14 protein-coding genes and 1 tRNA gene are annotated in these 19,621 nt (G+C 68.5%); 2 read left to right on the top strand and 13 right to left on the bottom strand.

From position 1 onward, the window contains the following. Positions 1 to 8 precede the first annotated feature (8 nt). Together CW348_RS12915 and CW348_RS12910 are read right to left on the bottom strand one after the other, a co-directional pair. A complete protein-coding gene (locus tag CW348_RS12915; RefSeq protein WP_011291629.1) occupies positions 9 to 1,454 on the bottom strand; it encodes a branched-chain amino acid ABC transporter permease in 1,446 nt (481 codons plus the stop codon). Positions 1,455 to 1,731: 277 nt separating this feature from the next. Beyond that, the gene (locus CW348_RS12910) at positions 1,732 to 2,316 is read right to left on the bottom strand and encodes an ANTAR domain-containing response regulator (protein WP_159055920.1); all 585 of its coding nucleotides are present in this window, start codon (positions 2,314 to 2,316) and stop codon (positions 1,732 to 1,734) included. A gap of 137 nt (positions 2,317 to 2,453) precedes the next feature. Here CW348_RS12910 and CW348_RS12905 point away from each other — a divergent pair. Next, positions 2,454 to 2,540: transfer RNA gene (locus CW348_RS12905), tRNA-Leu, on the top strand. A 569-nt stretch (positions 2,541 to 3,109) separates the two neighbouring features. Next, a complete protein-coding gene (locus CW348_RS12900; RefSeq protein WP_011291627.1) occupies positions 3,110 to 4,045 on the top strand; it encodes a DUF1266 domain-containing protein in 936 nt (311 codons plus the stop codon). Positions 4,046 to 4,139: 94 nt separating this feature from the next. On the opposite strand, the gene pyk is transcribed toward CW348_RS12900, so the two are convergent. The 11 genes from pyk to lgt all read right to left on the bottom strand — a co-directional run bounded on the left by pyk (position 4,140) and on the right by lgt (position 19,617). Continuing rightward, entirely contained in the window at positions 4,140 to 5,561 is a 1,422-nt protein-coding gene (gene pyk / locus CW348_RS12895; protein ID WP_104612907.1) for a pyruvate kinase, read from the bottom strand. Between the two features lie 59 nt (positions 5,562 to 5,620). Then, positions 5,621 to 6,190 carry a type 1 glutamine amidotransferase domain-containing protein gene (locus CW348_RS12890; protein WP_016188523.1) on the bottom strand — a complete coding sequence of 190 codons (570 nt, stop codon included), beginning with the start codon at positions 6,188 to 6,190 and terminating at the stop codon, positions 5,621 to 5,623. Between the two features lie 63 nt (positions 6,191 to 6,253). Next, positions 6,254 to 7,171, bottom strand: coding sequence for a hypothetical protein (locus CW348_RS12885; protein ID WP_011291624.1), 918 nt, complete (start codon positions 7,169 to 7,171; stop codon positions 6,254 to 6,256). A gap of 28 nt (positions 7,172 to 7,199) precedes the next feature. Then, complete coding sequence (locus CW348_RS12880; RefSeq protein WP_181140041.1) at positions 7,200 to 7,619, bottom strand: DUF2784 domain-containing protein; 420 nt, start codon at positions 7,617 to 7,619, stop codon at positions 7,200 to 7,202. A 44-nt stretch (positions 7,620 to 7,663) separates the two neighbouring features. Beyond that, positions 7,664 to 7,951, bottom strand: a complete 288-nt coding sequence (locus CW348_RS12875) for a DUF2784 domain-containing protein (protein WP_338114581.1) — start codon at positions 7,949 to 7,951, stop codon at positions 7,664 to 7,666. A gap of 207 nt (positions 7,952 to 8,158) precedes the next feature. Continuing rightward, positions 8,159 to 9,616, bottom strand: a complete 1,458-nt coding sequence (locus CW348_RS12870; protein WP_011291621.1) for a glutamate synthase subunit beta — start codon at positions 9,614 to 9,616, stop codon at positions 8,159 to 8,161. Between the two features lie 35 nt (positions 9,617 to 9,651). Continuing rightward, positions 9,652 to 14,214: a glutamate synthase large subunit gene (gltB, locus tag CW348_RS12865; protein ID WP_016188520.1), complete on the bottom strand. Its 4,563-nt coding sequence runs from the start codon at positions 14,212 to 14,214 to the stop codon at positions 9,652 to 9,654. Between the two features lie 390 nt (positions 14,215 to 14,604). Continuing rightward, positions 14,605 to 16,263 carry a bis-aminopropyl spermidine synthase family protein gene (locus CW348_RS12860; RefSeq protein ID WP_104612909.1) on the bottom strand — a complete coding sequence of 553 codons (1,659 nt, stop codon included), beginning with the start codon at positions 16,261 to 16,263 and terminating at the stop codon, positions 14,605 to 14,607. Between the two features lie 11 nt (positions 16,264 to 16,274). Further along, positions 16,275 to 17,246, bottom strand: a complete 972-nt coding sequence (locus CW348_RS12855) for a hypothetical protein (RefSeq protein ID WP_227480844.1) — start codon at positions 17,244 to 17,246, stop codon at positions 16,275 to 16,277. Positions 17,247 to 17,349: 103 nt separating this feature from the next. Then, positions 17,350 to 18,498 carry a hypothetical protein gene (locus CW348_RS12850; RefSeq protein WP_011291617.1) on the bottom strand — a complete coding sequence of 383 codons (1,149 nt, stop codon included), beginning with the start codon at positions 18,496 to 18,498 and terminating at the stop codon, positions 17,350 to 17,352. Between the two features lie 48 nt (positions 18,499 to 18,546). Beyond that, complete coding sequence (gene lgt / locus CW348_RS12845; RefSeq protein ID WP_011291616.1) at positions 18,547 to 19,617, bottom strand: prolipoprotein diacylglyceryl transferase; 1,071 nt, start codon at positions 19,615 to 19,617, stop codon at positions 18,547 to 18,549. Positions 19,618 to 19,621: the final 4 nt, after the last annotated feature.

The following is a 19,621-nucleotide window of genomic DNA, read 5'->3' as shown; positions in this document are numbered from 1 at the left end:
TCCCTCTCCTAGCCGACTCGCTCACGCCGGCCCAGGATGCCCTGCGGCCGAACCAGCAGCATGATGATCATGAGTCCCAGCGCCCACGCGTTCATGAGCTGCGAGGGGAACCAGAGCGTGGACAACTGCGCCACCAGGCCGATGATGAGTCCGCCGACCATCGCTCCGTAGGCGGTGCCCAAACCGCCCAGGATGACCGCGGCGAACATCAAGAGCAGCAGGTGGAAGCCCATCTGCCAGTGGACGATCTGGTTGAGGCCGTAGAAGACGCCGCCGAGCGCGGTCAGGGCTCCGCCCAGGGTCCACACATACAGCGTCACCCGGTCCACGTTGATGCCGGAGGATTCGGCGAGGTCCCGGTTGTCGGAGACCGCCCGCATCGCTTTCCCCACTCGGGTGAACTGCAGCAGGGCGGCGACCCCGACGAGCACCAGCACGGAGAGGATCATGAGGACCAGGTCTCGAGGGGTGATCGCGATCGGCCCTAGCCGCAGCATCGCCTGGAGCTGGAAGTCCGGGTAGGACATGCGGTTGCTGCCGAACGCCACCATCAGGACGTGCCGCAGCACCATTGCCAGGCCGATGGAGACGATGAACATCTGGATGAGCGCCACATTGCGTTTGCGCAGCGGCCGCCAGATGAACCGCTCGAGGAATGCGCCGAGGGCCGCGCCCAAGAGGACCGCCACCACCGTGCCCAGCACCATGGGACGGGTGACGAAGCCCAGCACCGGTCCGAGGAGCCACACGTCGGCCAGCAGGTTCGTGACCGCGGTGTGGAGTCCGGCGAACAGCGTCATCCCGCTGACCAGGAGGGCCATGAGGGCGCCGAAGGTCACCATGTCGCCGTGGGCGAAGTTCGTCAGCTTGGTCGTCCCGAAGATGAGGGAGAGGCCGACCGCTGAGATAGCGATGATGAGCCCGTAGAGCAGTCCGGCAACAGTGAGCTGGATGGCCTTGGTGCCGAAAGAAGCATTGGAGGAGACACCCGGTGCGGCAAGGCCATCCTCCGTATCGCTGGCTGCGGCCCCTGCCCCGTCGTCAGCGTCGTCGCTGCTCTGGCTCGGGGACGGTTCGGTGCTCGCTTCGTCGGCGTAGGCGAGGACGAAGATCACCGTGCGTTGCTGTCCCGGCCGGACGTTGACGTCGGCGTGTTCGGCTCCGGGTTGGTCTGCAACGACGAACTCATCGGGAACGGACTCCTCGTCCAATACGACACGGTAGTTGCCCGGTCCGGGCAACGCTACTTCCCATCTCCCCTCAGAGTCGGTGGTCGCTGTCCCGATCTCCTCGTCCCCCTGGAAGACCGTGATGTCGATCCCTGCCACGGTCTCGGGTTTGCGGATTTGACCGTTGAGCGTCTCACCGCCCTGAGTGTCTGCCACCGCCACAGCCGGTGTCACCAGGATGGCGGTGACTACGGCGAGGAGGACAGTCACGAGGCGTCTGCGCACGTGCGCGCTCCCTTGCGCATCTTGAAAAGGCCCTGGGGCTTGACCCACGGGCCGGATACTTAGCTGCTTCGGTGGCGCGAGTTTAGCCCGATTTAGCCATTTCATTCAGGGTCGCTTAAGCCACGTGACCCAAACGTCATGACTTCGTGTGCAACCGTGACGCAATCGGAACACTTCTGCAGTTGACCTGTCTTAGCTGGTCAAGGCAGAAGAAAGGCCGTCCACCGAGGGTGGGCGGCCGGGAACTTTACGGGGGGTGCACCGGGGCGGGGGCTGGCTACTGGTCACTGAGGGTCTCCACTACCGTCTCAGCCACCTTGCGCATGGTGAGCCTGCGGTCCATGGAGTTCTTCTGGATCCACCGGAACGCCTCGGGTTCGCTGAGACCGTACTTCTTCTGCAGCAGCCCTTTGGCACGCTCGACGATCTTGCGGGTTTCGAGACGTTCGGTGAGTCCGGTGACCTCGGCTTCCAGTGCGGTGATCTCCGCGTACCGGCTGACCGCCATCTCGATGGCGGGCACCAGGTCACTCTTGGTGAAGGGTTTGACCAGATAGGCCATTGCTCCGGCGTCCCGGGCGCGCTCTACCAGGTCACGCTGGGAGAACGCGGTCAAGATGACTACGGGCGCGATGCGTTCTGCGGCGATCCGCTCGGCGGCGGATAGGCCGTCCAGAACGGGCATCTTGATGTCGAGGATGACGAGGTCGGGTCGCAGCTCGGTGGCGAGGCGGACCGCGGTCTCCCCGTCCCCGGCCTCTCCCACGACCTCGTAGCCGTCCTCCTCCAACATCTCTTTGAGATCCAGTCGGATCAGGGCCTCGTCTTCCGCGATCACCACGCGGCTCTGCGTCTGCGTCACAAACAAGAGGGTACAGAGATCCGCTAAGATGGTTCGCATCGCCGTGGCCGGCCTATCCCTGGGAGGCGCTGGCTTATCGGAAAAGCCAAGGACGCCTCCGAGGTGCTGACATATAATTGAATGTGGCTGGTCAGCAAGCCGAAGTGATGGAATTGGTAGACATTGACGACTCAAAATCGTCTGCCCGTAAGGGCGTGCGGGTTCGAGTCCCGCCTTCGGCACCAGAGATGTCATCCCGCTCCGGATCTGCGGGGAAGCCACCTGAAACCAGGTGGCTTTTTCGTTTGGTTTTCCGGCCGTTCTTGGCTGACCGGGGCCGCACCTGTCCCGCCGTGGCCTCGCTCACTTTTCCGGGAATATTTCGAGGCTCGTGTCCGACTCTCCCGTGCCAGGGCTGCCCCCTTCCTGCCTCCGGCCGGGGACGGAGCAGGACTGGCCCGCCCGCGACCCGTCTGTGGTGGGGGACGCTGCCCAGAGCCTGAGGCGGGCGGCATGGTGCGCGGCACGGGGTGGCTCCGTTGCGGTTCCGAAGCAACGGGGCGCACCGGCCGTCCAGAAACCCTGCCGTAACGGGCCCATCCGGGTGTGTGCTGCGCCACTTCCTGCTGGCGATCGGCGTGGATAGCTCTACTACCTGCAGTTTCTTGGCTGCTTAGGGCCATAGCGGATCACATCCCGGCCACAACCTGAGTACAACATGCCGCTTTGGTTTCCGTCGCTGCTCTCGGTACTCGATCCTGGAAGAGACGGTTTTGCTTCGTCCTGCCACGGACGGCGAGGAAAGGGGTGACAGGTGTTCACCGCGGTGGCCGGGATCGTGGGCGCACTGGCGATCGGTGCGTGGGCCGTGGTGTCCTGGGCGTCCACTCACCGTCTGCCGTGGCTGATGGCCCCCCTCGCGCTCCTCACCGTGGTGCTGCTCGTCGCCGGGTTTCCCGGGTGGTCGCTGCTCTCCACGGCGGCCCTGATCGCGGGGACGTTCGCGGGATTGGTCGTGGAGACGAAGGAAGCCCCCATGCTGCGCACCAAGGACCCGGACGCTCCGCTGAGCACGGAGCGGTGGGTTGCCGCGGTGGCCGCCCCCTTCCGGGTGGCGGTGGCAGAACCGTGGGACGTGATCGTCCGCCCCCAGTTGCGGGGCCGGTACCGGCGCACGTTCGCCCGGGAGCGGGGCATCACCGACCGGGCCGGGCTGCTCGCCGAGATCGAACGCCTGTGGCGTGAGCTGCACACCGCGCCGGATACCGACCTGCTTGTGGATTTGCGTTCCGGGATCGCGCGCAGCCGCTGCGCGGACCGTTCTGCCCCCGATCGGACGGTGGTGCTCACCCCCGAGCAAGTCGCGCGGCTGCGCACCGTGACGGGGGCCCAAGAGTCCGCTGACACGGTGGTGGTGGGCGCCTACCAGTGGTGGCGGGCCGTCTACCTGGTCCCGTTGATTTGCGGGGGCGCCACGTTGAACTGGCTCAGCCCTGTGGAGACTCAAGGACTGCTCCGCCGGGTGGCCGCGGACTTGCAGCCGCGGTTCGGGGGGTGGAGCCAGTTGTCCGCGGCGTTCCACGCGGGCTGGCTGCTCGACCAGGACGGTGCTGCTGCCGCGGGTGCGGAGCGGATGTGGGACGCGTTGGGCTTGTTGACCACTGATCCTGCGAGCCCGTGGCGGCTGCTGCCGTGGGACATGCCGCTCGACCGGATTGTGGCGGGGGAACGGAACGAGACTCGCCCGTAGCGGGCTTCCCCTCGGTGGGATGTGCCGGATTCCCCGGGCGGGGTGCGGCGTGGTCACCCCGCCGGGGAACGGCCACGGTAGGAACGGGTCATCATCAGTTTGAGATGGCGTCACCCATACGGTGCACGCGCAACATGTTGGTCGACCCTCGGGTGCCAGGCGGGCTTCCCGCGACGATGACGACTTTGTCGCCCTTCTGGTAGTCCATGTCCAGGAGTTCGTTCTCGACCTGGCGGACCATGTCGTCGGTGTTGTCCACCCACGGCACGAGGTGGGTTTCCACACCCCAGGTGAGGGAGAGCTGGGCGCGGGTGGCAGGCTCGGTGGTGAACGCCAGCAGCGGAATGGGGGAACGGTAGCGGGCGAGCCGGCGTGCAGTCTCCCCGCTGCTGGTGAAGGCGACAAGGGCCTTGGCGCCCACGGTGGCTCCGACTTCGGCAGCGGCTCGGACGATCGACCCGCCCACGGTCTCCGGGACCCGGTGGAGGATGTGGGAGGCGCGCAGGGACTCCTGTTCGGCGGCGGCGATGATCCGCGCCATGGTCTGCACGGTCTCCACGGGGTACTTTCCGACGCTGGTCTCGCCGGAGAGCATGACTGCGTCCGCGCCGTCGAGGACGGCGTTAGCCACGTCAGAAGCCTCAGCCCGCGTGGGGCGCGGGTTGTGGATCATGGATTCGAGCATCTGCGTGGCGACGATGACCGGTTTGGCTTTGTCCCGGCACCGTTCAATGGCGCGTTTCTGCACCATGGGCACATTTTCGAGGGGGAGTTCGACACCGAGGTCGCCGCGGGCGACCATGACGCCGTCGAAAGCCTCGATGATGTCCTGAAGCCGCTCCACCGCCTGAGGTTTTTCGATCTTGGCGATGAGGGGGACGTGCACGCCCATCTCGTCCATGACCCGGTGGACGTCTTCCGCGTCGGCGGGGCTGCGCACAAAAGAGAGCGCCACCATGTCGACGCCCTGCTCCAGGGCCCAGCGCAGGTCCCGTTCGTCTTTTTCGGTCAGCGCGGGGACCGCAACCGACACCCCGGGCAGGTTGAGCCCTTTGTGGTTGGATACCGGGCCGCCGACGATGACGCGGGTGTGGACATCCGTGCTGGTGCTTTTGACGCATTCCAAAACAACGCGACCGTCGTCGATGAGGACGCGGTCGCCAGGACGGACATCACCAGGGAGTCCTTTATATGTGGTGGAGACCCGGTGGCGGTCCCCGGGTACATCGTCGATGGTGATGGTGAACTCGTCACCGGGGCTGAGGGTCACGGATCCGTCGACGAACGTCCCGAGACGGATCTTCGGCCCTTGCAGGTCGGCGAGAATACCGACATTACGTCCGCTGGCCTCCGCTGCGGCGCGGACGTTGCGATACATGGTTTGGTGGTCGTCGTGGGTACCGTGGCTGAGGTTGAGTCGCGCTACGTCCAGGCCGGCGTCGACGAGCTTGCGGAGGACTTCAGGGCTCGAGGTAGCCGGTCCAAGGGTCGCGACAATCTTTGCTCGACGTGTCACGTGTAACACTTTAGAGCTTTTCTGTTGGCAATTGGTCTAAACCAAGTTGCGAGTGAGCGTCACGCTGTTGTCTTCACCGCGAACTCCTCGACGATGGCTTTGGTGAACGCCGGAAGGTCTTTGGGGTTGCGGCTGGTGATGAGCGTACTGGGGCCTTCAGTGGAGACGACGACCTCTCGATCCACCCACGTGGCCCCGGCGTTGACGAGATCCGTGCGCAGGCTGGGATACGACGTGAGAGTGCGGCCGCGGACCACTCCGGCTTCGATGAGGATCCACGGGGCGTGGCAGATCGCGGCGACCGGCCGCCCTGTGTCGAAAAACTCACGGACGAACGCGACCGCGCGCTCATGGGTGCGCAGGTAGTCGGGGTTGGCTACTCCTCCGGGGAGCAGGAGCGCGTCGAAGTCGTGGGCAGTGACCTGGTGGACGGTGGTGTCCACGGTAAACGTGTCGGCCCGGTCGAGGTGGTCGAAGGCTTGGACACGGCCGCCGGTGGTGGAGATCAGTCGGGGGCGGCCCCCGGCGTCACGGATCGCGTCCCAGGGGACGGTGAGCTCCACCTGTTCGGCGCCTTCCGGAGCAATGAGGACAGCGACGTCGACTCCGTCGAGTGCGGTGCGGGCCATGGCAGTCGTTCCCCCCTTGGTGTGCGGACAGGGTCGGGGGTCCTCTGCCCAGAGCGGGAGGGTTCATGCGCGCGCCGGTGGAGTGGGGCGGGGCACGCTGCCCGATGCGGGGCGCGACAGGCGCCCGTAGGCACGCAGGGTGAGCAGGCAGTCCACGGTGTAGGCGCCGCGCTGTTCCATGTCGGGCCCGGGAGACCAGGTGTCCCGGTACCGCCACCCGCCGTCCTCTTCCTGCGCGGCAGCCAGCGCGTCGAGGTGGGCGTTGATCTCCGCGTCGGAGAAGAGGGTGCGGGCCCAGTCGTCGGGGCGGCGCGCCAGGTCCAGCGGGGTGTGGGCACGGCCGTGCGCGGCAGGGTCGAGGGCTACGGTGGCGCGGAGCACGGGGGCGAGGCGGGCGAATTCGGCGCGGGCTCGCTCCTGGTCGGGCGCGTGTTGGAGGAAGAGGCAGACCGCTTCGGCTTCCTCAGCGTCGGTCCAGTTCAGGGCCGAGATGCGCTGCCAGGAGAAGGCGGTGGCGCGGTCCCGCCACTCGCTGGTGGCGCGGTGCTTGTGCAGTAGGCCCGCGATGGCCGCGGTGGGGTTGAGGGCGCTGGCGAAGTCGTCGTGCTCCCGCCACCAGGGGGCGGATTCGGTGTAGCGGACGTTCGGCAGGACAGGTGGGACTCCCCCGTCCGGCTGGGTGACGCTGCGCAGGTAGCGGCAGGCGGCGTCGACGAGGCTGGCGGGCAGGTAGCCGAGTTCGTCGAGGATGCGCAGGGCTCGGGCGGTGACGATCGGTTGGCTGCCGTGGCCGCGCAGTTCCGGGTGGAGCGCGTTGCCGTACCCGCCGTCGACGTTGCGGTAGGTGTTGAGGACTGCCCGGACGGTGCGGGCCGGTTCGCTTTGGAAGTGGTGGGCGTACCGGTAGCGGTCCAGGAGCCGGGCGTTGCGGGCGATGAAGTGTTCGGCGGCGTGGAGCATGTCTCGTGTTGTGGTGTCCATGGTGGGCACGTGCCGCCGAAACGCGACTTCAAACCTCCGGGAAATCGGATTTTTCGGGCAGGCGTGGGGTGGCGTGGACGTGTGCGCGGCGGGCACGGCGGCGGGCACTGTAGGCGGCGCCGACCCAGGAGAGTGCGACGACCGCGGCCGCGGCGAGCTGGATTTCCCGCAGGTATTCCGCGGGGTAGATGACGCCGGTGAGGTAGTGGGAGATGAACCCTTCCGCGTCGAGTCCGTGCTGTCCCGCGTTGACACGCCCCCAGTGCTCCAACCAGGTGAGCGGGCACAGCCAGCCGATGACGGTGACCCCCAGCCCGTAGGCGGCGGCTGCGAGGTGCGGCCAGAACATGCGGGGCCACCGCCACGCGAGGAACCCCCCGCAGACGACGTAGGCAATGAACAGGAAGTGGACCGCCATAGCGGCTTCGGCCACGAGCAGATACCCCATACCCGGACGGTACCGGGCAGACGCGTCGCCAGCCATCAGGGTTTTCACCGGTGCGGCAGGCGCAGGGCTGTAGGGCTGCGGCGGCGGACCGTCCACAGGGCCCCGGCCCACGACAGGACGACGATGACGCCCTCGGCGGCTTGGACGTGGGGCAGGCGGTCAGCCGGGTAGAGGACACCGGTGAGGTAGTGGGAGATGAACCCTCCCGGGTCGAGGCCTTGCTGTCCGGCTTTGCTGCGGGCCCAGTTCTCCAGTCGGGTGAGCGGGCACGGCCAGCCCACGACCACGGTGCCGAGCCCGTAGGCGGCGGCTGCAAGGTGCGGCCAGAACATGCGGGGCCACCGCCACGCGAGACCCCCCGCAGACGAGGTAGGCCAGGAACGCGAAGTGGACGGCCATGACCGTATCGGCGATCAGCGGGTAGCGCACGCTGCCGCCGCTACCCTGAAACGCCAGGTTTCCCGCAGGAGCCTTGACCGGGGCCCGTGGCCCCTGGCGGGGGCGCCGCAGCGCCTGAGGCCAGGGGCCACGAGGGCGGTTCAGAGCGTCAACGGCCGCGCGGTCGGAGGGATCGCGGTGGGCAGGGCCGTTTCCCCGCACAGGTAGGCGTCGACGGCGGCGGCAGCGCTGCGCCCTTCCGCGATCGCCCACACGATGAGGGACTGCCCGCGGCCCATGTCTCCCGCGCAGAACACTCCTGGCACGCTGGTGGCGTAGTCGGGTCCGCGCTGCACGTTGCCGCGTTCGTCGAGCGCCACGCCGAGCTGCTCCAGGAGCCCTTCCCGCTGCGGGCCGAGGAAGCCCAGGGCGAGGACGACGAGCTGGGCGGGGATTTCGCGTTCCGTGCCGGGCACCGGTGCGAACCCCTCCGCGGTGCGGGTGACGTCGACGACTTTGAGGCCACGCACCGCGCCTGTTCCGTCGTCGAGGAACTCCAGGGTGTTGACCGAGTAGAGACGTTCGCCTCCCTCCTCGTGCGCACTGGTGACCTTGTAGAGCAGGGGCATGGTCGGCCACGGCTGGTGCGGGGGCCGCGTGGTCGGCGGCTTCGGCATGATCTCCAGTTGGGTGACGGAGCGCGCCCCTTGGCGGTGGGCGGTGCCGACACAGTCGGCGCCGGTGTCGCCGCCGCCGATGACGACGACGTGCTTGCCTTCCGCGGTGATGGGCGGAGTAGCGAAGTCGCCTTCCTGGACCCGGTTGGCGAGCGGCAGGTATTCCATGGCCTGGTGGACGCCGGCGAGGTGGCGGCCCGGGATGGGCAGGTCCCGCCACACGGTGGCGCCTCCGGCGAGGATGACGGCGTCGTGGTCGGCGCGCAGCTGGTCGGCGGTGAGGTCCACGCCGACGTTGACGCCGGTGCGGAACTCGGTGCCTTCGGCGCGCATCTGGGCGAGCCGCCGCTCCAGGTGCCGTTTTTCCAGTTTGAATTCGGGGATGCCGTAGCGCAGCAGTCCGCCGATCCGGTCGGCCCGCTCGTAGACGGTGACGGTGTGCCCGGCCCGGGTGAGCTGCTGGGCGGCGGCGAGCCCTGCGGGGCCGGAGCCGACGACGGCGACCTTCTTCCCGGTGTGCTGGGCGGGAGGCTGCGGGCGGACCCAGCCTTCTTCCCAGGCCCGGTCGATGATCGACACTTCGACGTTCTTGATGGTCACGGCGGGCTGGTTGATGCCCAGCACGCACGCGGACTCACACGGGGCCGGGCACAGGCGGCCGGTGAATTCAGGGAAGTTGTTGGTGGCGTGCAGCCGTTCGATGGCGTCCCGCCAGTCGTGCCGGTAGACCAGGTCGTTCCACTCGGGGATGAGGTTGCCGAGCGGGCAGCCGTTGTGGCAGAACGGGATGCCGCAGTCCATGCAGCGGGAGGCCTGCCTGATGAGGGCCGCGCGGTCGAAGTCCTCGTAGACTTCGCGCCAGTCCTGGATCCGAACGGGCACGGGCCGGTGGGAGGGCAGCTCCCGTTCGGTGATCTTGAGGAAGCCTTTGGGGTCGGCCATGGGTTGTCGTCCCTCCTTTCGCGGGTGTTGAGATGTCAGGACTGGGCGGCGGCCATGATGGCTTCGGCCGCGTCACGTCCGTCACGTTCGGCTTCGGCTACGGCAGCCAGGACGCGCTTGTAGTCGCGCGGCATGATCTTGGCGAAGCGGGTGACCGCGGTGGCGAAGTCGGCAAGCAGGCGCTGCGCCACCGGGGAGCCGGTCTCGGCGTGGTGGCGGGTGAGCACCTCTTTCAGGAAGGCGCGGTCGGCGTCGTCGAGCGGGTCGATGTCCACCATCTCGGTGTTGACACGCCGCTCGTCCAGGTCGAGGACGTAGGCGATGCCGCCGGACATGCCGGCCGCGAAGTTGCGTCCGGTAGGTCCGAGGATGACGGCGCGGCCCCCGGTCATGTACTCGCATCCGTGGTCGCCGACCCCTTCGACCACGGCGAGCGCCCCCGAGTTGCGGACGCAGAACCGTTCTCCGACGATGCCGCGGAGGAACAGTTCCCCGGAGGTGGCGCCGTAGGCGATGACGTTGCCGGCGATGATGTTCTCTTCAGCGGCGAACGGGGCGGTGTCCGCGGGGCGGACGATGATCCGTCCCCCGGACAGGCCTTTGCCGACGTAGTCGTTGGCGTCGCCGACAAGGCGCAGCGTGATCCCACGGGGGAGGAACGCGCCGAACGACTGGCCGGCGGAGCCGGTGAAGGTGATGTCGATGGTGTTGTCGGGCAGACCTTTGGCGCCGTAGCGTTTGGTGACCTCGTGGCCGAGCATGGTGCCGACAGTCCGGTTGACGTTGCGGATCGGCAGGTCGAGGGTGAGCGGGGTGCCGTATTCCAGTGCGCCCGCCGACAGTTGGATGAGGGTGCGGTCCAGGGCCCGGTCCAGGCCGTGGTCTTGCGCGCGGACCTGGCGGCGGTGGTCGTGCGGCTGCGGCTCCACCCGGTGCAGGATCGGGGACAGGTCGAGCCCGGACGCTTTCCAGTGGTCGACAGCGTCGCGCACGTCGAGGAGCTCCACGGCCCCGATGGCCTCGTCCAGGCTGCGGAAGCCGAGCGCGGCCAGGTATTCGCGCACCTCTTGGGCGATGAACGTGAAGAAGTTCACCAGATACTCGGGCTTGCCGCTGAAGCGTTTACGCAGTTCAGGGTTTTGGGTGGCCACCCCTACCGGGCAGGTGTCCAGGTGGCAGACCCGCATCATGACGCACCCGGAGACGACGAGCGGCGCGGTGGCGAACCCGAACTCTTCCGCGCCCAGCAGGGCGGCGATGATCACGTCCCGACCGGTTTTGAGCTGGCCGTCGACCTGCACGACGATGCGGTCGCGCAGCCCGTTGCGCAGCAGGGTCTGCTGGGTTTCGGCGAGGCCGAGCTCCCAAGGGGTGCCCGCGTGCTTGATGGAGGTGAGCGGGGACGCCCCGGTGCCGCCGTCGTGCCCGGAGATGAGGACCACGTCCGCGTGGGCTTTGGCCACTCCCGCGGCGATCGTGCCCACCCCGGCTTCGGAGACCAGTTTGACGTGGATGCGCGCCGCCGGGTTGGCGTTCTTCAAGTCGTGAATGAGCTGGGCTAGGTCCTCAATCGAGTAGATGTCGTGGTGCGGCGGCGGGGAGATCAGGCCGACACCGGGGGTGGAGTGCCGGGTTTCCGCCACCCACGGGTAGACCTTGTGGCCGGGCAGCTGGCCGCCCTCCCCCGGCTTAGCGCCCTGCGCCATCTTGATCTGGATGTCGTCGGCGTTGGTCAGGTAGAGCGCGGTGACGCCGAAACGGCCGGACGCCACCTGTTTGATGGCGCTGCGCCGCAGGTCCCCGTTGGGGTCCGGGGTGAAGCGGCGCGGGTCTTCGCCGCCTTCCCCGGTGTTGGATTTGCCGCCGAGCCGGTTCATGGCGATGGCGAGGGTTTCGTGGGCTTCCGCGGAGATGGAGCCGTAGGACATGGCCCCGGTGGAGAAGCGTGCGACGATCGACTCGACCGGTTCGACTTCGTCGAGCGGCACGGGCGAGCGCACGCCTTCGCGGAGGGTGAACAGGCCGCGCAGGGTCATGAGCGTTTCGGCCTGCTGGTCGACTTTGGCGGTGTACTCCTTGAACAGGTCGTAGCTCCCGGTCCGGGTGGCGTGCTGGAGTTTCGCGACGGTCTCCGGGTTGAACAGGTGCGGTTCGCCTTCCCGGCGCCACTGGTATTCGCCGCCGACTGGGAGCCGGCGGTGCGCGGCAGGGTTGGGCGCGTAGGCGGCGGCGTGGCGGCGGCGCACTTCTTCCGCGAGCACGTCGAAGCCGATGCCGCCGAGCCGCGACGTCGTGCCGGCGAACGCCCGGTCGATGACCTCTTGGCCGAGGCCGAGGGCTTCGAAGATCTGCGCGCCCGTGTAGGAGCTGACCGTGGACACGCCCATCTTGGACATGATCTTCAGCAGGCCTTTGCCGAAGGCTTTGACCGTGTTGCGGGCGGCCGTGTCCGGGTCGATGCCGGGGATGACGCCGCTGCGGGCAAGGTCGCGGACCGTGGCCAGAGCCAGGTAGGGGACGACAGCGGAGGCGCCGTAGCCCAGCAGCAGGGCGATGTGGTGGCATTCGCGGGCGTCGCCGGATTCCACGATGAGGCCGACCTCGGTGCGGGTCTTCTCCCGCACGAGATGGTGGTGGACGGTGCCGGTGAGCAGCAGCGACGGGATAGGCGCGTGGTCGGCGTCGGCGCCGCGGTCGCTGAGCACGATGAGGTGCGCACCGTCCGCGATGGCCTGGGACACTTCCGCGCAGATCTCGTCGAGGCGCGCGGTCAGGGCTTTACCACCGCCGGAGGCGGGGTAGACGCCGCGGACGATGTGGGCGCGGAAAGCAGGGTCGCCGTCCACGCTGCCGGCGCGCAGGAGGGCGGCGAGCTCGGCTTCCTGGAGGACGGGGGTGTCCAGCACGATCCGGCGGCAGTCTTCGGGGTCCGGGGAGAGCACGTTCTCCTCTGAGCCCAGCACCGTGCGGAGGCTGGTGACCAGTTCTTCGCGGATCGCGTCCAGCGGCGGGTTCGTGACCTGGGCGAAGTTCTGGGTGAAGTAGTCGAAGAGCTGGCGGGGCCGGTGGGACAGTACCGCCACCGGGGTGTCGGTGCCCATGGAGCCGACGGCTTCGGCGCCGGTGCGGGCCATGGGCGTGAGCAGCAGGCGCAGCTCTTCTTCGGTGTAGCCGAAGACCCGCTGGTGGTGGACGAGGTCGTCGACGGGCTCCGCTGGGACTGCGGGCAGGTCGGCGAGGCGCACCACGTTGTCGGCGAGCCACTCGGCGTAGGGGTGTTCGGCGGCGAGTTCCGCTTTGACTTCCGCGTCGTCGAGGATGCGGCCGCGCGCGGTGTCGACGACGAAGATCCGCCCGGGCTGCAGCCGGCCTTTGCGGACGATGCGCGCCGGGTCGATGTCGAGGACTCCGACTTCGCTGGCCATGACGACAAGCCCGTCGTCGGTGACCCAGTAGCGGCCGGGGCGCAAGCCGTTGCGGTCCAGGACCGCGCCGATGACCGTGCCGTCCGTGAAGGTGACCGAGGCCGGTCCGTCCCACGGCTCCATGAGCATGGCGTGGAACTCGTAGAAGGCCCGCACCGCCGGGTCCATTTCGGTGTGGTTTTCCCACGGCTCGGGGATCATCATGAGCACCGCGTGCGGCAGGGACCGTCCGCCCAAGTGCAGCAGTTCAAGAGCGGCGTCGAAGGACGCGGTGTCGGACTCGTCGGGGTCGACGATGGGGAAGAGCCGGGAGAGGTCGCCGGGGATGAGGTCGCTGGCGAGGGTTGCTTCGCGGGCCCGCATCCAGTTGCGGTTGCCTTTGACCGTGTTGATCTCCCCGTTGTGGGCGATGTAGCGGAAAGGGTGCGCCAAGGGCCACGACGGGAAGGTGTTGGTGGAGAACCGCGAGTGCACCAGCGCCAGCCCCGACGTGTACCGCGGGTCGGCGAGGTCAGGGAAGAAGGGCTTGAGCTGGGGTGTGGTCAGCATGCCCTTGTAGGTGATGGTGCGCGGCGAAAGGCTGGCGAAGTAGACGCCGGCTTCGTGTTCGGCGCGCTTGCGCACGCAGTAGGCGTAGCGTTCCAGGTCGATCCCGGTGAGCCCTTCGGTGGGGGTCCCGGGACGGCCGGCGAGGAACACTTGCGCGAAGAACGGCATGGTTTCGCGGGCCACCGGTCCGCAGTGCCGCGGGTCGACGGGCAGGTCGCGCCAGCCGAGCACGGTGAGGTGTTCTTCTGCGGCGATGCGGTTGATGGTGGCGACCGCGGCGGCGCGGGCGGCTTCGTCGGTGGGGAGGAACGCGATTCCTGCGGCGTAGGCCCCAGCGTCGGGGAGCGGGAAACCGCAGACGTCGCGGTAGAGCTCGTGGGGGATGTGGGTGAGGATGCCCACCCCGTCGCCGTCGTCGGGGTCGGCTCCTGAAGCGCCGCGGTGGTCGAGGTTACGGAGGACGGTGAGTGCCTGGTCAACAATGGCGTGGCTGCGGCGTCCCGTCAGGTCGGCGACGAAACCCACACCGCAGGAGTCGTGTTCGTAGGAGCTGTCGTAGAGCCCTTCAGCTGTGGCGCGGGGGCGGGATTGACCGGTGGGACGCCTGTTGTGGCCTGCAGCCATTGGCCCTCCTGTCGTCTTCTGCTCTGTGCTTCGTGTAACGGAAAGCGCAGAGGGACGACGTTGGCCCTGCTGCGTTTGCGTGGCGGCGTACTGCTTTCCCGGGTCATGCGGCGATGCTCGACGCTCCGGGCGTGCTGTCGGGCCCGAAGGGTGGGAGAGGCAGTGCCACCAGCGGATTCAGTTGTGGAACAGCCCGAGGGTTCCGGGCTGCGGACCGCATCCTGGGCGGTGCTGCGGTAGTCCGCGGGCCCTGGAAAGGGTCGGTCCGGCAGAGGTCCGCGGGACCTGTGGGACAGGTGCAGCGTGCCGTGTTGTATCCCGCGGACGGTGTCGGGAAACCTCTCGGAGGAGAGATTTCATCGAGCGGAGTAAGCCTACAAGGTCCGTGGCCTACTCGTGACCAGGCGGGGTCGGTAGAGGAGCGGGTTCTTCCGGGGCCGGCAGGGCGGCGACGAGTCCGTCGAGGGCGTCGTAGAGCGCAGAGAACCGGTGTGCAGGCAGGTCCAGCAGGGTGTGCCCGGCCAGCCACGGCAGGGCCTCGGCCACGTGAGTGCGCGCCCATTTTTTGTTGACGGGACGGCGGGTGTGGGCGGCGAGCCGGACGAGGCCTTGCCGCAGCACGGAGGCGACCGAGCCGTGGGCGCGGTCGTGCAGGTAGGAGGCGAGCCAGTCGACCGGATCAGTGGTGGCGTCCGGACGGCGGGAGGCTGCGCCGACGCGGATGACGGTGCGCCGGGGGGCGGGCACGCCGCGCAGGAAGCGGACCGGGCGGTGGGGGCCCAGGAGGCGGCGCAGTCCTTCCTGCCCGGCCGCATCCCGGACGTGGGAGGAGTGCGAGTCCACTACCACGACCAGCTCCACGGCAGGTGAGACAAGAATCACGCGTGGTACGAGGGCGTCGGCCCCGCCGGTCAGGTTCACGGCGGCGCGCTGCACCTGGTTCGGTTCGGCCAGCCACGCGGCCACGGAGACGGAGCGCACGCCGTCGGGAAGCGGGGTCGGCCATTCGCCCACACAGACGTCGGGCGGGGTGTCTCCCCAGATGCGGGCCAGATCCGCGGTGGTGAGGGGTGCGGCGGCTTCGCGGGCCTGGGCCCCTTGGGTGTAGATCCGTGTCGTGGTCCCCCGCATCCGGCCCACGGGGGTGCGGGCGGTGGCGCGCAGCACGTACAGGTCGCTTGCCGCACCGATCGCTTCCGCCCCCAGGTAGCGGTTGAAGTCCGGCCAGAGCGCTTCGATGGCCAGGTGAAGGCGGGTGAAGCGCTGCTGGACGCGGGCGGCGAGCGCCGGGGTGGTTTCGCTGGCCCCGTAGGCGAGGAGGATGCGCGTGTTCTTCGGATCCACGGCGCCTTCCAAGCCGCGGCGGACGAACAGTTCCACCCCTTCCGGTGTGTAGGGCGGGTCGGTGAAGACCAGGTCGGCGCTGCCGCGGACCGCGGGCGGCAAGCCGACCCGCAGGTCAGCGAAGTAGCAGCGGACGTTCCGACCGAGCCGGGCCGCCGCGGTGTCGATGTAGTCGAGCATGCGCTCGTCGATGTCCACCACGATCGCTTCCGCGTCCGGGTCGACCAGGGTCAGCGCGAGCGAAGTGAGGTCGTGGTCGCCGACGCAGAGCAGCCGGGCGCCGTGGGTGGTGAACCGGGTGGTGAGGAACAGGGCGCGGCGGAGCGCGGTGCGGGCCGTGGCGGACACGTGGTCCAGGTCGGTGCGGGGCGGGGGCGCTGCTTCGACCAGTCTGCCGAGTTCCGCTTCGACGTCGGAGTAGGCGTCGACGAGGTGGCCCACCGGGTCGGCGAGCCGGGGGCGGTCCGCGAGGCGGGCGTACCGGGCCGGGTCGTGGAGCCGGACCCGGTCGCCGTCGCGTTCGAGTTCCGTGTCGACCGCGGCCAGCGTGTCCACGACGACCCGGTGGGCGACCGCGGTGGCGCGCACCAGGTCGCGGGTGGTCCACCAGCGCCCGTCGGAGAGTGCGGCGAGGACCAGGTGGCCGCGGGCCGCGTGCACGCCCTGCGCGGCGAGCAGGGCGTGCGGGGTGGTCGAGTCGCTCATCGGGATGCGGCTTACCCGGTTTCCCCGGCTAGACCGGTGCCTGCCTCGCCCATCCCGGTGTCCCCGGCGGGCGCCTCGCCCATCCCGGCGTCTCCGGCAGGCGCCTCGCCCGCCCCCGTGTCCTCGGCCTGCTCCTGGGCGTCCCCAGTGCCTTCGCCTTGGGTTTCCAAGAAGTTCTTGCGTTCGTTGATCCGCTGGTAGATCGGCATGTCGAAGCGGCTCAGCGTGACCAGCGGCTGCTGGAGCACCTCGATCTCCTCAGTGGAGGTGGAGGTCTTCGACTGCACCCACAGCACGAGCAGGTAGTGGCCGTTGACGGTGGCTTCGGCCGAGCTGTAGCCGGAGCCGAGCTGGGTGAACGGCTCTTCCGTGGTGGGCGGGACGAGGAATCCGCCGCCGCCTTCCGGGTCGTCGTCGGCGGGGGCAAGCCCGTCGGCGAGCGCGCGGGAGGCCTCGATGTCGCGGAGTTTGAAGACCGCGGCCACGCCCAAGTAGTCGTCGGACAGGTAGGCGGCGCGCACCACCTGGGAGCAGTCAGCGCCTTCCACCGCGGCCACGGCCCGCGGACCCCACACCGCTTCGGTGCAGTTCTCGGTGATGTCCTGGGCGTGCAGGGTGAAGGTCAGTTCCCGGGAGCTGATGTCGGTGTCGCCCTCGCGGAAGAAGTCGCGTTCGGTGAAGGGGCGCGGGTCGTCGTCGCGGTTGGCGAGGAGCTCGTTGGCCTGCCCCGACTCGTAGACCTGGTAGCGGGAGGGCATGGCTTGGATGGTCTGCGAGTCACTCGATCCGGTGAACTGGAGGACCACGGTCACGACCAGCGCGATCACCGCGATGATGAGCGCGCCGACGAGGATCGGGATGAGGGGGGAGCGTCGGTTCGCGCGTCGCCCGCCTTTGCGGCGGCGGGTTCCCCGACTCCGCCCAGCGTGGTCCTGGGGGGCGGGGGCCGGGGGTTTCCTGCGTCGGCCAGGGGCGCCGGACACGGGCGACTCGGTAGCTGACACCTGTGACCTCTTCGCTGAACGGAACGGTTTCGGGAGGGCTGTAGGGAAGGATAGAGGACTCTCCGGCGGGGTGCCGGCAGGATCACTCCTCTTCCTTGGCGTCGCGGACCTGTTCGTAGACGACGAGGGCAGCGTCCATGGCGGCGACGTTGAGCGTGGCCATGGAGTCGTCCCCGGAGGGTTCGCCGCCGTCGGCCCGGGCCACCCAGAACACCGCGACATAGTGACCCATGGCCTGGGCGGTGGCCTGGCTGTAGCCGGTGTGCAGTCCCTTGATGTCGTCCTTCATGGGCAGCACGAAGCCGGGGCTGCGGTCCGAGTCCAGGCTTTCCAGGGTGGCGGTGGCGGCTTCCGCGTCCGCCAGGTCGAAGAGCGTGAACTGCGCCACGTACTCGTCGTCGCTGTCCAGGTAGACGCCGCGGGCCGCGGAAGTGCAGGAGCCGGTGGACAGGGTCTGGGCGAGTTCTTCACCCCACACCACCGCGGTACACGTGTCGGTCACCTCGGATTCGCGCAGGGTGAGTTCCATCCCGTTGAGCGACAGCTCCTGGACTGGGCCGAAGATCTGCTCTTCGGTGAGCGGTTCCGCGTTGGGGTCGCGTTCCGCGATCGGGTCGAAGATGTCCTGCTGGCCTTGGGCGTGGAACAGTTCCGGGCGCAGCGTGCTGTGCCCGGCGGGCGGTTGGACGATGGGTGCGGGGGTCCGGTTGGCCGCGGCCTCCGGATTGAGCACTTGCATGACCAGGGCGGCCAGCAGCGCGAGCAGGGAGATGACCGCTAGGACCAGCAGGGTGATGAGCACATAAGTGCCGTGTTTTTGGCGGCTCTGCTCGGCCAGGGTGTAGACGACCTGTTCGGGCCGGTCGCCGAGCACGGTGACTTTACGGAGCGCGGAAGCGGAGAACCGGGAGACACGGTCGACTGCCTTCGGTTTGCGGGTGCGGCTGGCGCGGCGCGGACTGTCCGCGGCGGTCCTGCCGCGTTCCGCGGCTCCGCCGCGGCCGGCTTTCGCGCTTCTGCGGCCGCGGCCGTTCACCTTGTTGGTGATCCGCCCAGTGGAGCGGCGGCCTTTGCGGGATCCCTGGTGGGCTCCGCTCGACCGGTGGTCGGTTTCGGGGAAGTCGTCGTAGTACTCGTCCTGGCGGTACCCAGTGGTGGGCTGGGATCCCGAACGAGAGCGGGCGCGACGCCCGGTGGGTTCGGCTTTGTCCAGCTTCACGTACTCATCCAAGGGGTGCGGGCCCCTCGCCGTGAACGGCGAGGGGGAAAACCTTGTGTGTCAGTCCCGTGGCTCGTCTTCCCGGGTGGTGGATTCGGGCGGCGTGGTCTCGGTGCTCTGCCCTGACAGTGAAGAACGCGAGGATACGGGCTCCTCTTCCTTCTCCGGGGTCTCGGTGCTCAGGACAGTGTCGGGTTCCTCTTCCTCGGTCTCGGCCGCGATCATCTGCGTGCCTTCGTCTTCGCCTTCGGGCACGACCCGCGAAGAGAAGGTGTCGAGACGCTGTCCGGCCCACACGAAGTAGGCGAGGGCGCCGAGGAAGACGACCAGGGCGGTCCAGTTGTTGAGGCGCAGGCCGAGGATCTCATGGGTGGGGTCGACCCGCAGGTATTCAATCCAGAACCGTCCCACACAGTAGCCCATGACGTAGAGCGCGAACAGCCGTCCGCCGCGGAGCTGTTCAGTGTAGCGGCGGCCCAGCCAGGCCAGGAGCCCGGCGAGGGCGAGGCACCACAGGGACTCGTAGAGGAACGTGGGGTGGTAGGTCTCCGCGCCGGGGACCATGCCGGGGCGCAGGGCACCGTTGTCGTAGGGGGTCACGTGCAGTGCCCACGGCAGGTCGGTGGGGGCGCCGAACAGCTCCTGGTTGAAGTAGTTGCCCCAGCGTCCGAACGCTTGGGCGAGCGGGATAGTCGGGGCGATAGCGAACGACAGTTGCGACAGCGACAGGCCGCGGCGGTGGGCCACCCACCACACGCCGAGCGCGCCCAGCGGGATCGCCCCCCAGATGCCCAGTCCCCCGTTCCAGATGTAGAGGGCGCCCATGGGGTCTTTCCCCGGTGCGAAGTACAGGTCGTAGTCGGTGATGACGTGGTAGAGGCGCCCGCCGATGAGTCCGAGAAGCACCGCGGGTACCGCCAGGTCCAGGATGGTCCCGGGGCGGCCGCCCAGGGCTTTCCAGCGGCGTTCACTCCAGTAGACCGCTGCGATGACCCCGGTCAGGATGCACAGCGCGTAGAAGTGGATCTTCAAGGGTCCCAGTTCGATGGCGTTCATACCGGGACTGGGAATAGCCGCAAGGGCGCGGCCCAGCTCGGCCGCGCCCGCGGTAGTGCTCAACGGACTCGTCATAACT

It is taken from the genome of Thermobifida sp. (genome assembly GCF_017577275.1).
Lineage (GTDB): Bacteria > Actinomycetota > Actinomycetes > Streptosporangiales > Streptosporangiaceae > Thermobifida > Thermobifida fusca.
This window is presented reverse-complemented; position numbering and strand designations above follow the sequence as displayed.

What these genes read in the sequence shown, in the direction of transcription:
- CW348_RS12885 (WP_011291624.1), bottom strand. Translation starts at nt 7,171, where the DNA reads ATGGACACCACAACACGAGACATGCTCCACGCCGCCGAACACTTCATC.
- gltB (WP_016188520.1), bottom strand. Translation starts at nt 14,214, where the DNA reads ATGGCTGCAGGCCACAACAGGCGTCCCACCGGTCAATCCCGCCCCCGC.
- CW348_RS12875 (WP_338114581.1), bottom strand. Translation starts at nt 7,951, where the DNA reads ATGTTCTGGCCGCACCTTGCAGCCGCCGCCTACGGGCTCGGCACCGTG.
- CW348_RS12880 (WP_181140041.1), bottom strand. Translation starts at nt 7,619, where the DNA reads ATGGGGTATCTGCTCGTGGCCGAAGCCGCTATGGCGGTCCACTTCCTG.
- CW348_RS12860 (WP_104612909.1), bottom strand. Translation starts at nt 16,263, where the DNA reads ATGAGCGACTCGACCACCCCGCACGCCCTGCTCGCCGCGCAGGGCGTG.
- lgt (WP_011291616.1), bottom strand. Translation starts at nt 19,617, where the DNA reads ATGACGAGTCCGTTGAGCACTACCGCGGGCGCGGCCGAGCTGGGCCGC.
- CW348_RS12870 (WP_011291621.1), bottom strand. Translation starts at nt 9,616, where the DNA reads ATGGCCGACCCCAAAGGCTTCCTCAAGATCACCGAACGGGAGCTGCCC.
- CW348_RS12890 (WP_016188523.1), bottom strand. Translation starts at nt 6,190, where the DNA reads ATGGCCCGCACCGCACTCGACGGAGTCGACGTCGCTGTCCTCATTGCT.